The organism is Segetibacter koreensis DSM 18137 (genome assembly GCF_000374045.1).
GTDB lineage: Bacteria > Bacteroidota > Bacteroidia > Chitinophagales > Chitinophagaceae > Segetibacter > Segetibacter koreensis.
The window spans coordinates 148,970-161,883 of sequence record NZ_KB893319.1 but is presented as its reverse complement, the minus strand read 5'-3'; the positions used below and the strand labels follow the sequence as shown (position 1 = coordinate 161,883).

General features: G+C 35.9%; 11 protein-coding genes. 6 read left to right on the top strand and 5 right to left on the bottom strand.

The features are described 5' to 3' along the window. The first annotated feature begins 88 nt into the window (after positions 1 to 88). On the top strand, positions 89 to 1,717 hold the full coding sequence (locus B154_RS0107745; protein ID WP_018613152.1) for a tail fiber domain-containing protein: 1,629 nt from the start codon (positions 89 to 91) through the stop codon (positions 1,715 to 1,717). A 168-nt stretch (positions 1,718 to 1,885) separates the two neighbouring features. Here B154_RS0107745 and B154_RS0107740 read toward each other — a convergent pair whose 3' ends face one another. Further along, positions 1,886 to 3,022 (bottom strand): exodeoxyribonuclease VII large subunit, encoded by a 1,137-nt coding sequence (locus tag B154_RS0107740; RefSeq protein WP_018613151.1) that lies wholly within the window; start codon positions 3,020 to 3,022, stop codon positions 1,886 to 1,888. A gap of 805 nt (positions 3,023 to 3,827) precedes the next feature. On the opposite strand from B154_RS0107740, the gene B154_RS0107730 reads away from it, so the two are divergent. From B154_RS0107730 to B154_RS0107710, 4 genes are all read left to right on the top strand, one after another. Beyond that, positions 3,828 to 4,205 carry a hypothetical protein gene (locus B154_RS0107730; protein ID WP_018613149.1) on the top strand — a complete coding sequence of 126 codons (378 nt, stop codon included), beginning with the start codon at positions 3,828 to 3,830 and terminating at the stop codon, positions 4,203 to 4,205. Between the two features lie 82 nt (positions 4,206 to 4,287). Continuing rightward, on the top strand, positions 4,288 to 4,590 hold the full coding sequence (locus B154_RS27940; protein WP_018613148.1) for an RNA recognition motif domain-containing protein: 303 nt from the start codon (positions 4,288 to 4,290) through the stop codon (positions 4,588 to 4,590). A gap of 273 nt (positions 4,591 to 4,863) precedes the next feature. Continuing rightward, positions 4,864 to 6,096 (top strand): BamA/TamA family outer membrane protein, encoded by a 1,233-nt coding sequence (locus B154_RS0107715; RefSeq protein ID WP_018613146.1) that lies wholly within the window; start codon positions 4,864 to 4,866, stop codon positions 6,094 to 6,096. A 31-nt stretch (positions 6,097 to 6,127) separates the two neighbouring features. After that, positions 6,128 to 7,585 (top strand): glycoside hydrolase family 130 protein, encoded by a 1,458-nt coding sequence (locus tag B154_RS0107710; RefSeq protein WP_018613145.1) that lies wholly within the window; start codon positions 6,128 to 6,130, stop codon positions 7,583 to 7,585. A gap of 47 nt (positions 7,586 to 7,632) precedes the next feature. On the opposite strand, the gene B154_RS0107705 is transcribed toward B154_RS0107710, so the two are convergent. From B154_RS0107705 to B154_RS0107690, 4 genes are all read right to left on the bottom strand, one after another. Continuing rightward, positions 7,633 to 8,058 (bottom strand): response regulator, encoded by a 426-nt coding sequence (locus B154_RS0107705; protein ID WP_018613144.1) that lies wholly within the window; start codon positions 8,056 to 8,058, stop codon positions 7,633 to 7,635. A 101-nt stretch (positions 8,059 to 8,159) separates the two neighbouring features. Beyond that, complete coding sequence (locus tag B154_RS0107700; RefSeq protein ID WP_018613142.1) at positions 8,160 to 9,179, bottom strand: glycosyltransferase family 4 protein; 1,020 nt, start codon at positions 9,177 to 9,179, stop codon at positions 8,160 to 8,162. Next, entirely contained in the window at positions 9,176 to 10,261 is a 1,086-nt protein-coding gene (locus tag B154_RS0107695; protein ID WP_018613140.1) for a hypothetical protein, read from the bottom strand. The genes B154_RS0107700 and B154_RS0107695 overlap by 4 nt, the downstream gene beginning before the upstream one ends. A gap of 14 nt (positions 10,262 to 10,275) precedes the next feature. Next, on the bottom strand, positions 10,276 to 11,478 hold the full coding sequence (locus B154_RS0107690; RefSeq protein WP_018613138.1) for a glycosyltransferase: 1,203 nt from the start codon (positions 11,476 to 11,478) through the stop codon (positions 10,276 to 10,278). 929 nt (positions 11,479 to 12,407) lie between these two features. Between B154_RS0107690 and B154_RS0107685 the strand changes: the two genes are divergently transcribed. After that, a complete protein-coding gene (locus tag B154_RS0107685) occupies positions 12,408 to 12,875 on the top strand; it encodes an Lrp/AsnC ligand binding domain-containing protein (RefSeq protein WP_018613136.1) in 468 nt (155 codons plus the stop codon). The last annotated feature ends 39 nt before the right edge of the window (positions 12,876 to 12,914 follow it).

Genomic DNA, 12,914 nt, shown 5'->3' with positions numbered 1-12,914 from the left:
TCATTTTTCAACTATTCCTCCGTAAGTTTTTTCTTACTTATGACAAGAGTTAATTGAAACTTCTAAATCATTTATAAATATTTTAATTATGAAAAAGATATTCTCTATTTTGAGTTTTGCTTCTTTTTTATTTATTCAACTCACCGGTCTTGCTCAAAACTGGGTAAATGGAGGCAATACCTTAACTGCAACAGGAAAGTTTGGTACAAAAAATAGCCAATCTGTTGTTTTTATAACAAATAATACAGAACGGGGCAGGATAACCAATGGAGGTAACTGGGGGATAGGTTCAACAGGCACCACTTCCAGGTTTACCGTTAACAGTGCTTCCGGTGTAAGTCCTTTTCGTGCGCAGGTAAATGGGTCTACTAAATTTATCGTTAATGGCAATGGTGGTGTTTCCATCGGCAGCAGCAGCAGTGGTCCGTCAAATGGTTTGTATGTGTCAGGAAATGTAGGAATAGGCACATCATCTCCTTTATATAAATTGCAGGTAGCCGGTAATGCCTCAATTAGTAGCGGACTGTATGTTGGCAACAACGGTATTTTTGGTTACAACAGTTCAGGCAGTGGAGTATACGGAAGTGGAAGTACTTATGGTGTTTATGGAACGAGCACAGGCGATTACGCTGTTTATGGCAATGGAGGAACATATGGCATATACGGCATTGGTGTCAGTTCGGGTGTCTATGGTGTGGGGAGCAGTACATATTCTAATGGTGTTACGGGCTCTTCGGGTTATATTGGTGTTTATGGTACAGGTGGCGGTTACGGTATTTACGGAGTTGGAACCGGTACTTCTGCTTTTGGGGTTTTAGGTACAGGCAAAACGGGTATTTATGGATATAGTACAGTTGGAGGGGGTGATGGAGTACACGGTTTTGCATATGGCGCGAGTGGTTATGGTGTCTATGGATATTCATCTTCTTCCTTAGGCGTTTACGGCTCTACAGGAAGTAGTAGTTCTTATGCCGGTTTCTTTTCAGGAAATGTATATTCTACAGGAACTTATTTAGGTTCAGATCGAACACTTAAGCAAAACGTTACTGACTTAACAAGTGCAATGGATCTCATAAATAAACTTAAACCAAAATCTTACAATTTCAGACAAGATGGTAATTACAAATTAATGAATTTGCCAGAGGGGAAACATTATGGGCTCATTGCGCAAGAAGTCGAACAGATTCTTCCAACTATAGTTAAATCAACTAAATTTGAGACTCGCGATGTGAAACCGCCAGTATTACAACAAGCAGGTTCAACTGTCGCAACACCTGCTGTAGCACAACCTTCAGAAACGATAGAGTTTAAGGCTTTAAATTATACTGAACTTATTCCGATTTTAATTAAAGGAATGCAGGAGCAGGATATTAAAATTAAAAGTCAGCAAAAAGAAATAGAAGATTTAAAATTATTACTACACTCTACGAACACACCTGGAAGCACTACAATTAACACCTCTGCCTTTATAAAACAAAATACTCCTAACCCTTCGGGTGATAATACGATGATAAGTTATTTTATACCAAATGATACAAGAAATGCTCAATTATTAATTAGTGACATGAAAGGAAGTGTATTAAGAGCTTTTAACCTAACAAAAGGTGAAGGACAAGTAAATATTAAAAGTGGCGAACTTACTGCGGGTACTTATAATTATAGCTTATTTATTAATAACAGTAAGATTGATACAAAGCAAATGATTATAATAAAGTAACGCCGGTAGAATTCTTTCGATAATTTAAAAGCAGGAAGCCAGATGTTGTGCCCGGCTTCCTGCTTTTAAACCATGTTCAAAACATTTAGTAATTCAATTACTATTTTATTATTTATCTACTATTAGTTGAAAACAGGATGAGGCAAGTAACTAATTGGCAAAAGATATTTAAAGATATATTCTGCCAATTACGCATCCAATAACTAAAGCTGCAATTATTAGCAGTATCACATAAACACTTTTTTTACCTGCTTTTTCCATTCGCTGCTGCAAAGTTTTTATTTCATCGGCTTGAGAAATTTTTTCTTTACTAGCGGCTTCTAGCTGCCGCGTTAAAATTTCCAATTCTGTTTTATTTGAAGTTACAATAGATGTAATGTCAGTGTTTAAATTATTGATCTCTTCTGCATATTTTTCTTCTAATTGCCGCGTTATATCATTTACCAGCTTTGCTTTTAAAGTGTGAAAATCTGTAATTGTATTATTATAAATTTCATTAAAGTATTGCCCAATTGCAACTGGAGTAGTAAAAGATTTATCTGCTATCTTTTGTAGTAACGGAACATTTTCTTTATCACCTAATCCAGTAATAAAATGGGTTGAAAGTGCGAGCGCTGTTTCTGCTATATCACCGCTATCAAATATTTCTATATTCTCCTCTCCCCCTGCGGCAACAGCAAGTATATCGCATTTTTTTGCATAGTAGCGTAAACTCTCCATAATCTCTCTTTCAGAAGTAAGATTAATCCCTATAAAGTAAATTTTGTAAGACGGCGCGGCTGCTTGTAACTGATGTTTAATATCGCTGTCAATTATACCAGACTTGCCAAGTAATATATTTACAGTTATAGGTTCTCCATTAATGATCTTTGATTTAATAAAACCATTTACATCTTTATAACCGCCTTCAGCCTTCTTTCGAAGTATGTCAAATGATTTTAATTGAGTATTAACATAGCTCAACGAGTTTCCGGAAAGCAGTTCAACTACATTCAATTGTAAATCTATTCTACCCCCAATTGGCTGAACTCTTTTAGTCAGATATACATTACATTCTATTATTTTATTTTGTATTAACTGAGGCCTTATTAACGCTGGAACTACAAGGACCATAGAAGCATCTGAAGTTTCATCTTTAAGATTATCAAAATAAATACCTTCATAACTTATGCCATTACCTGCAGTATAAATGCCTTTGACTTTGAATACCTTTTGTGTAGTTTCATTATGTAATGTACTGTTGAATATGTGGAGCAATGAAGACGGATTGTAAATAGTCTCTGAATTTGAGCGAACTAAGGCCATAAAATACTAGAAATTAGTTTTGCAATAATTGACAAATGTAATCAGCAAATACATTTTTTATTTCCTCAGGTTATTTTATTCCGCAATGAAATAAGACTAATTTTTATCATTTTACCGACTTTTATCAATTTAGTCTAATAAAAGGGAAAGGCTGCAGTCAAATGGAAAAGGTAAATGCTTTACAATAAATGATAGTAAAACAATGCGAGCCTTACCTCGCTAAAATAGATATTCTTCAATAGCCAATTCTAAGAAAATCAACCTATAAAAATAATTGCAACTTTCGTTGAAAAAGTAATATGATCGTAACTACAAGCACCCATATAGAAGGATATAAAGTAGTAGTACGAGGTATAATTGTACGGTTACGTAACCAGCAACAACGTTCATCTTAATTATAGAAATCTCAAGTACTTCGGCTTCAAATCTTAAACTTAAAAGCCTTCGTTTTATTATGAAACATAATGATTTGTAAGGGTACGAACATTTTAAAATGTATGTTTTATGTTCCGACAGGCAAACATTAACGTTGAAAGCCAATTATTTAAAGGTAACTTACAGAAATTGCTGGTTACAACACTGGTAATAAAAGTCTATTTCTTGCATAAAAAGCTATTTATACGGTGCCATTACGCCGCCGGACCTTTGTTTCTTAGCTTTCTATCAACAACGTGGACTAATCGGGAAACAAGATCAACGCCATGGTATAAACTAATGACGAAAGTTAAATTGCAAAAAAGAATTGAACAATTAGTAGCAGATACGCTATGATAAATATTTCCATAAACTTTAATAAAAAAACAAAATGTCAGTAAAAAATAAAAAACAATTCGGTGTATGGATGAATTCGCACCAAGCTACTATTGTAGGCAGGGAATCAGTAGATACCGGTAACTTCGCAATACTGGCCCACACTAAAACAGCAAGCAGCGACAGTAATTCGAATGAAAATTCTGCTAATAATTCTGAACAGGGCACGCAACAAAAGTTGTTCAAGGAAATAACTTCTCATATGCAAAATGTTGATGAAATACATGTGACTGGTACCGGCAATGCGCAGGAGCAGTTTATTAATTACCTTTCGCAAATCCCCCAGTACAAAAACACGGTTGCGAAGGAGAGCACTTCGAACAAAATGGCAGACGAAAAATTAGTCGAATATATTACTGCGCAGTTCAATTAAAAGGCTGAATAAGATCAGTTGTGGTGAAGTTTTAGCCTTTATTTCTACGTCTCTTTCAGCACCTTCATAAAAAACAATTATCATGAATATTTATGTTTCTAACTTAGGCTTCAATATAAAAGATGAAGCTCTCAAAGATCTGTTTACACCATTTGGAGAAGTAAAATCTGTAAAGATTATTAATGACAGAGAAACGGGGCAATCGCGGGGATTTGGTTTTGTGGAAATGGTTGATGAAACTGCTGCACAAACAGCGCTGTCGCAGTTAAATGAAACTGCAGTCGAAGGAAGAACAATGAGAGTTGCTGAAGCGATGCATAAAGTTAGAGAAGGATCCGGTTTAAATACAACCTCCGACAGCAGTAAAAAGAATAGGCTTTTGTAGTTCTTACTATTATTTATTACGAAATAGGAACAGTAAACCAAAAAATATTGTTCGTTAAACAAGAAAAGGCGCTTGGTTGCGCCTTTTTTGCTTTACCAACCCTTAAAGGATTTACTTGAAATATTTCTGTATGTAGGTCGGTAAATTCGACCATCAAAATGATAAGCTCTCTTTTATTTTTCTTAATTAAACTACGTTAAAAGCTATTTATTAACACCGTGCCCGGGTTCTAATAGCGTACCTTACCAAAACAGTTGGTAAAAACCAAATCAAGTGTCATTCAGCCGTTTATTAAAATTAATTATTGTACTTTTTCTGCTCTTTACAGCTACCGTCTCTCTACGGAGTCAAAAGCAGCAGACAACAAAAGAAATTTTTGAGGACACAACCAGGAAAATCGACATTATCGACATTGTAAAATCAAAATTTAAGTTTAGTCCCAAAACGCTTAAAAGAAGCCCCGGGAAAAAAGTATATTTCTCGTTGCTTCCCATTTCATCTGCAATGCCCGGCGGGGGAAGGGCACTTATAACATCTACTTCTGCTGGCTTTTACCTTGGGAGCAGAAGCAATACGTTTTTATCGAATGTGACATTTTCCCCTTATCTCAACTTTAAAGGTCGTAATTCTATTGCTTTCAGGTCAAATATATATACCAAAGAAAATCTTTGGAACATACAGGGTGATACAAGGTTTTCATTATACCCCGAATATATTTACGCAACTAAGAACACTATTTACCGGGATGAAAAATTGTTATTAAATTATAAATATATCCGGTTTTACCAGGCAGCATTAAGAAGAATTAAGCCTTATTTTTTTGCCGGCGTTGGATATGATCTCGACTATCATATAAACATTAACAGTGTTAATGATACTATTGGTTTGCAAAAATTTACAGGCTACAATCATGGTACAGATGTGAATCAAAATACGTTGTCCTCTGGTATCACTGTTAACCTGCAATACGATACGAGAAATAATGCTATTAATCCCTTACCCGGTGCTTACGCTAATCTTATTTACCGGGTGAATCCTTCTTTCTTAGGAAATGGATCTCATGCATGGAAATCCCTATACCTAGATGGCAGAAAGTATATAAATTTTCCTGACAGAAAAAGAAAGGTAGTAGCATTGTGGTCATACCTCTGGACCGCCTTTAACAATGATGTACCTTATCTTGATTTGCCTGCAAACGGCGCCGACGTCTATCAAAGATCTGCAAGGGGAATTGATCAAAATCGGTATCGTGGAAAATCTTTGTGGTATATAGAAGGCGAATACAGAAGAGATATAACCATGAATGGACTATTAGGATATGTACTTTTTACCAACCTTACTACCATTACAAATCCCGCTACACAACGCCTGAGCGGACCTCATGCGGCGGCCGGTGGTGGATTAAGAATCAAATTCAACAAACGATCAGGTACTAATATTGCTATCGATTACGGCTTTAGTAAAGGCCATTCAGGTATTTATTTAAACCTGGGCGAAGCTTTTTAATGACTATCAAATACTTTTTTATAAATACACAATGACATTAACGGTTAACAGAATGAATATCAGGATCAATCCTGATTATAAGAAAGTAATTGCAAGATTTTTTAATACGGGTGACGAGCGTTCTCTTAATTTAATAAATAGAGTGTCGCAAATGAAAAATGAAGAAGTGGAAGTTTTATTAAAAAATGTTTTTACTGAGTTTTCAAAGAGGTACCGGGATATAAAAACGGTTTTTTTGAAACACTTTCATTTAATTAAACACTTGCTCGCCCAACCTGAGCAAGATGCGTTAATCGATATGAAAAAGTTGCTGATTGGTTCTTATTTTACAATGGAATATTCTATTGAAGCCGCAGCTTTATTCAACCCTTCGATTGTTGAAGATCCCGACCAGGCTGGTGCAGGTGTTGGCCAAAAAAAGGTGATCGTGAGTTTTAGGGCGACAGGTGAAAGTCACATTTCTTCTATTGTTTTTAAAGAAGGTTTATTAGACGAAAACGGCGTTATCCATTTTGAACCCACAGGCAGATTTATGGGTGAAGGAAAGGTTATTGAACTTAAAAAAGACAACAAAGCAACTTTAGAAGAGTTAATGTCTCAAATGGTAATACCTGAAGGTATTCTGCCTTCTATTTACGACCAGTTACCAGAGACTTTTTCTTACAAGGAGATCGAAGCGGTTCTAAAAAAAGCTTTATTGAGAATAGAATCAACAAAAGACAGAAACAGGATTAAATTCGATATTCTTAGTATGGTCAATACAAGCTATGAATTACAGTTTTCTCCTGACTCTTTATTGTCAGAGCGTGTGATTTTTCCTGTAACCCGTACAGAAAAAAATGGAATAGAAGATGCAAGATTTGTAAAATTTGCAGAAGAGGATGGTTCGTTTACTTATATTGCGACTTATACTGCTTACGACGGCTCCTATATTTTGCCCCAACTAATAGTAACGAAGGATTTTTGTCATTTTAAAATTGCACCTCTTCATGGTAAAGCAGCTATCAATAAAAACCTTGCTTTGTTTCCGCGTAAAGTCAATGGGCAATATTTAATGCTCTCCCGTATTGACGGTATGAATAATTACATTATGTTTTCTGATGATCTGTATCTGTGGGAAGAGGCTCAACTGCTGCAAAAGCCAAAATATCCATGGGAGTTTGTACAAATAGGAAACGCAGGTTCACCAATTGAAACAGAAAAGGGATGGCTGGTGATTACACATGGAGTTGGGGCAATGCGAAAATATTGTCTCGGTGCAAGTCTTTTCGATTTGAATGATCCAACGGTAGAAATAGGACGTTTGAAGGAGCCGCTGCTTGTACCTAATGAAGATGAAAGGGATGGATATGTACCTAACGTGGTTTACTCCTGCGGTTCAATAATACATCGAGATAAATTGATAATCCCGTATGCAGTATCTGACTATGCTTCTTCGTTCGCAACAGTATCTGTAACAGAACTGTTGGATGAAATATTAAGCAATTGAAAAAGAGTCGTATCAGTTTTAGATTAAATGATGTTACGAACTCTCAATCATTCATACTGACTTGGAGCTATACATTCCTGCCAATATTCAATTATTTTCTTTATTGTATTTTCAAGGCGTTGCATGGAAGAAGGTTTAATAAAAAAGCCTTGAACAGACATAGCATAAGCATCGGTGACCGCTTTTTTATTAGCGCCTGTTGTAAAAAATAAGTAAGGAATACATTTTGTTTGTAATTGTTCGTTCGTAAATATTTTATTTCTTAGTTCAAATCCATCCATCTTTGGCAGGTTGATATCCGAAAGAATGAGAAATGGCCGCACGTCTGTTCTATTGATGTATTCTAATGCTTTATTGCTATCTAGGAAATAGACGATTTTATTCTCGTAACCTAATTTTTTAAATATTTCCATGAGGATTTCCTGGTCATCTTCATCATCTTCTATTACGATAATTGGACCTTTCTTATTCATAAAATATTGTTTATTGTTTTAACGAAAATAGTAAAAAGTCAGCTACCTGCCCTTGTACTCTCATATGGGGCCAGGAGATGTTCTAGAACAAGTATAATGTCTTAAATGCTATTAGACTTTCTAAGGATTTGCTGATACAATCTTATATAACCAAAGACCATTACTTTACTGCTGAACTTCTTCATAGCATGATTACGGCATTCATTTCTACAAATGCTGATGATCTTGCCAACTGCAACAATTGCTTCTGCGATATTATTTACTAAAAAACCGGTTTTCCCATCAATAATTAATTCTTTCATAGCTCCTCTGCTAAAAGCAATTACAGGTGTGCCGCACATCATCGCTTCGGCTACACTTAAGCCAAACGGTTCTTCAAAACTTATCGGGTGCAGGAGTGCAATTGCATCGCCTAATAATTGATTTCGTTGTTCAGGTCCTGCATTGCCCAGATAAATAATAGAGGTATCATTAAGATAAGGAGCAACTTGTTTATCAAAATATTCCTGGTCCTGAATAAGACCACATAGCACCAACTTTTTATTCGATTTAGCGGCTATTTGAATTGCTTCATATGCACCTTTATCCGGATGAATTCTTCCAAAATACAACAGGTAATTCCCCTTTCCTAAACCTAACTGAAACTGCTGATCATTCAGCCCGTTGTAAACTGTATCGAGGTAGGTAAGGTCAGGATGTCGGTCGCTATTACTAATAGACACATAATGTGTATTAGCATTATATTTTCTATATACAGGAATAATTTGTTCGGAAGAAAACCCATGTATTGTTGTAATCATAGGAGTACGAACTAAAGCCGAGTAAGTAAGGGGAAGAAAATCAAAGTGATTATGTATTATATCAAACGAGGTAGCTTGCTCCATTACATTCGAAATGTGCAGGCATTCTACAACTTTTGCATCACCCGGAAATTCTCCTAATGGCTTTTCCCTTACAGATGCAAGCTTGCCCCTGGTTACTGAATCTCCTGTTGCGAATAAGGTTACATCCACTCCTTGTTCTACCAGTCCTTCAGCCAATACTGATGCTACTTGTTCCCAGGGTCCGTAGTTCCTTGGTGGAGTACGCCAGGTAACAGGAGCTAAAATGGCAACTTTCATTCTTTAATTGATGATAATACTACCATGTGCGAAATCCAATAAGCTAATGTACTTTCTGCGCCCTGGTTAAAATTAATTCCTTCACTATGTAATCCGTCAGCACATCCACCCGTACCGGGATCATACAACGATAAACTCAGGTCATTATGGCCGAGAAACCAATTGTAGCTCTGGTACATGCGGCTTAAGTATTTTTTATTCCGGGTTATTCTAAAAGCCTGTTGATAGAAAAGCACCATAGCCATTGCATCAATGCCTTGTTGATCAAATTTTGCAGGAGTATTTCCCCGCTCATACCAACCCTGGTTTCCTATTGGGCTTAAAATACCGCTGTGAAATACTTTTGACTCCAAAAAACGTATGGATTCGAGGGCAATTGACAAATAAGTTTCATCACTTGTTATCTCGTAAGCATTTAATAAGGCAAGAGGTAGTATTGCATTGTCGTAGGTAAGGATAGGTTCAAACCAATGCCATTTATCCTTTTTGTTGTCATTATACATTCTCACCATTTTATTGGCAAGCTCTATCACAAGATCTCTTTTGTGGTCGTCAGGATAATTATACTTGATATACTGGCAAACGCCAACAATAGAATTGGCAATGCCACGTAAAGAAGTAAGCTTATCAATATGACGATAAGCTTTGGAGAAAATGTCAGCACCAGCCCTTTTTAACGAATTAGAAGGGGCTTCGTTAACAAGAAATCCAAGCGCCATTATTGTTCTGCCAAACGAATCTTCCGAGCCACGTTCTTCATCAGCCGCCTTAGTATAACTCATGAAATTCTTAAACTCACCATTATCAGTTTGCATATAATGGATAAAACTCAGGTATACATGGAGAAGCGGTAATGCAGCCTCATTTTGCTTATTCTTACATACCAAAACTGCTAATAATAAAGCACGTGAATTGTCGTCAATACAATATCCTTCTTTCCTATTTGGTATATTAAATATCGCATGTTGAATAATTCCTGTATCATCCGTCAAATTTTTAATATGCTGGAAATTGAAATCCGGCAAATCTGAAAGCTCCAGAACGTGGGGATTCGAACTGAGCAATATTCCTTCTGTTTCCATAAATACTTTTTAATTTAATTGATATACTGATTAACTAGTTCTGACTGCAACACCGGGATTCCAAGAACATTATAGAAAAGGTTCGCATGTTTTTGACCTACTTTTTCCCATGTTGTATTTCGGGTCTTTAAAAAGGCATTATTGCTCATTTCCTTTTTTAGTTCAGGATTTCGAAGGATCCTGATTGCATTTTCTGCTAATTCATGATCCTTACCGGGAGATAGAATTACACCTGTTGTTTCGTCCAGCATTTCTTTAGCCAACACAAATGAATTTGAAATAATCGGGCAACCGGCACTCATCGCGTATAAAAAAGTACCACTCACTGCCTGGTTAGGATCTTTTGAAGTAAACAGGTAAATATCTGTTAACGCTAAATATTCCATTAGTTTTTTTATAGGAGCATATTCATTAACCAAACGTACATTTTCCTGCAATCCATTCTCCTCAATCAATTGCTGCAGGTAATTGCGGTATTTTTCCCCTTCCTGTTCTAACAAATTTGGATGTGTTTGACCTAAAACAATATATACCGCTTCAGGAAAAATTGCCCGTATTTCTTTCATTGCAATAATGCCTTTTTCAATCCCTTTATTAGGGCTTAGTAATCCAAATGTTGTTAATACGTGTTTTTTGTCAAGACCGTATTTAACTTTTAATTCCTCGGTATTTGTTTTGCTATGAGCGTGAGTTCCATGAGGTATAATAATAATTTTATCAGAACTTAACAGGTAATCTTCTTTTAGTATTTTAGAAGAGTTTTTCGTCATCACGATTACTTTATCAGCCAACAATCCTATAGCCTGTACAATTTTCAACATCTTTGGTGCAGGAGCAGGTAGCACTGTATGAAAGCGAATGACAAAAGGTTTTTCAATCAGCGATAAAAAAGCCAGCAGATATTCACCTAATTCTCCACCATACAAACCAAACTCATGCTCTATACAAATTAATTTAATAGAGGAATCATTATTTATATTCTTAGCAGTTTCCAGACAAGACTCCAATTGGTAGCCGTCCATGACCAAACTAACAGTTTCGTCATATAACTCCGTTGTCTTTTTTTTATCTAGTGCACAAACATCAATAACAATTTCTTCTGTTATTTCCATATTGATTGCATTAATCAAATCATGCGTAAAGCTTGCAATTCCACATTTTTTAGGTGGAAAAGTGCTTATAAAAAGAATTTTTGTTTTTTGATTAGATGCCGGCATAGTATAATTTTAAATAAGTGTTATTAATAAACAGTATAAGCAGAGGTCAATTACAAGCGACTATTAAAATCGATCCAAATTTTACTCCTATTGCTGAAAGGAATATAAAAAGGGCAAGTAGTTAAAGCCTATGCAAGAATAGCTTTAGATAAGACAAAATATGAGATCAGAAGACAATCGTATTGTGATAAAGTTAGCGTAATTAATTGACGATATCATAAAAACTTTAAATGGGTAGGTATATTTGAAGCTATTACATCTACGGTATCTAAGTTTGTTGGCTATTGAATGGGTGGCAGCTAAATATCGAAAATCGTGCAATAGTAAGCCATAGTATTGGCTTTTTATTTTACTGCAAGCTATTAAAACAAAAACGCCCCAACCATATGCACAAATGAGAAAGGGCTGAGGCGTAGCTGTGGAAGAAGGGCTCGAACCTTCACGAGGCAGTTGGTTCAAACGCAAAGTTTAGTGGTCAACCCTGGTCGGCCGAACGCAAGGAACAGTCGGCTCTACGTTTAAATTTATCCCGTAATCCTCACCCCCGAGACAAGAGGGCATGTCTGCCAAAAATTTCATCACTCCACAGTATTAATAAGAACTCTTTTCAAGATAGCTGTAGGGGGAGGGCTCGAACCTCCACGAGGCGGTTAGTTTAAACGCAAAGTTTAGTGGTCAACCCTGGTCGGCCGAACGCAAGGAACAGTCGGCTCTACGTTAAATTTATTCCGGGCTCCTCACCCCCGAGACAAGAGGGCATGTCTGCCAAAATTTCATCACCCCACAGTATGTATTCAATGAACTTGACAATGCAATATTACGGCTTATTCTATTTTTGTTGCAAATTTTATAACTAATATTTCAAAAAATTAGAAATCATTCAAGTAAATTTACTTATTGTTTAAAAAACTCTAACTACATCTAAAAAAATGACCTCTAAATTAAATTTTGACAAACTGGACTACCAGATTATAAACGAAATGATGGAAACAGCAGAGATATCGTATGCCGATCTTGGTAAAAAACTATTTGTATCAGGAGGAACCATACATGTGCGAATAAAAAAGCTGCAGACAATGGGAATTGTAAAAGGAACAAAATTAAATGTAGACCTGAAAGCAATGGGTTACGATGTAATAGCTTTTATCGGCATTTATCTTGAGAAAAGTTCGTTGTACGATGCAGTTGTAAAAGAGTTGCGAAAAATACCTGAGATAGTAAGGTTAAATTATACTACCGGGAATTATAGCATGTTTGCTGAAATTATGTGCAGAGACATAAGCCAACTGCGTTACGTTTTGCATGATGAGCTGCAAAAAATAAAAGGAATTGAAAGAACAGAAACTTTTATTTCATTGGAAGAAAGTTTCAGACGAAATGTTGTTGTAGGAGATTAATAATAAAAATTATTAAAACCGTGTTATTGGCGCTTATTG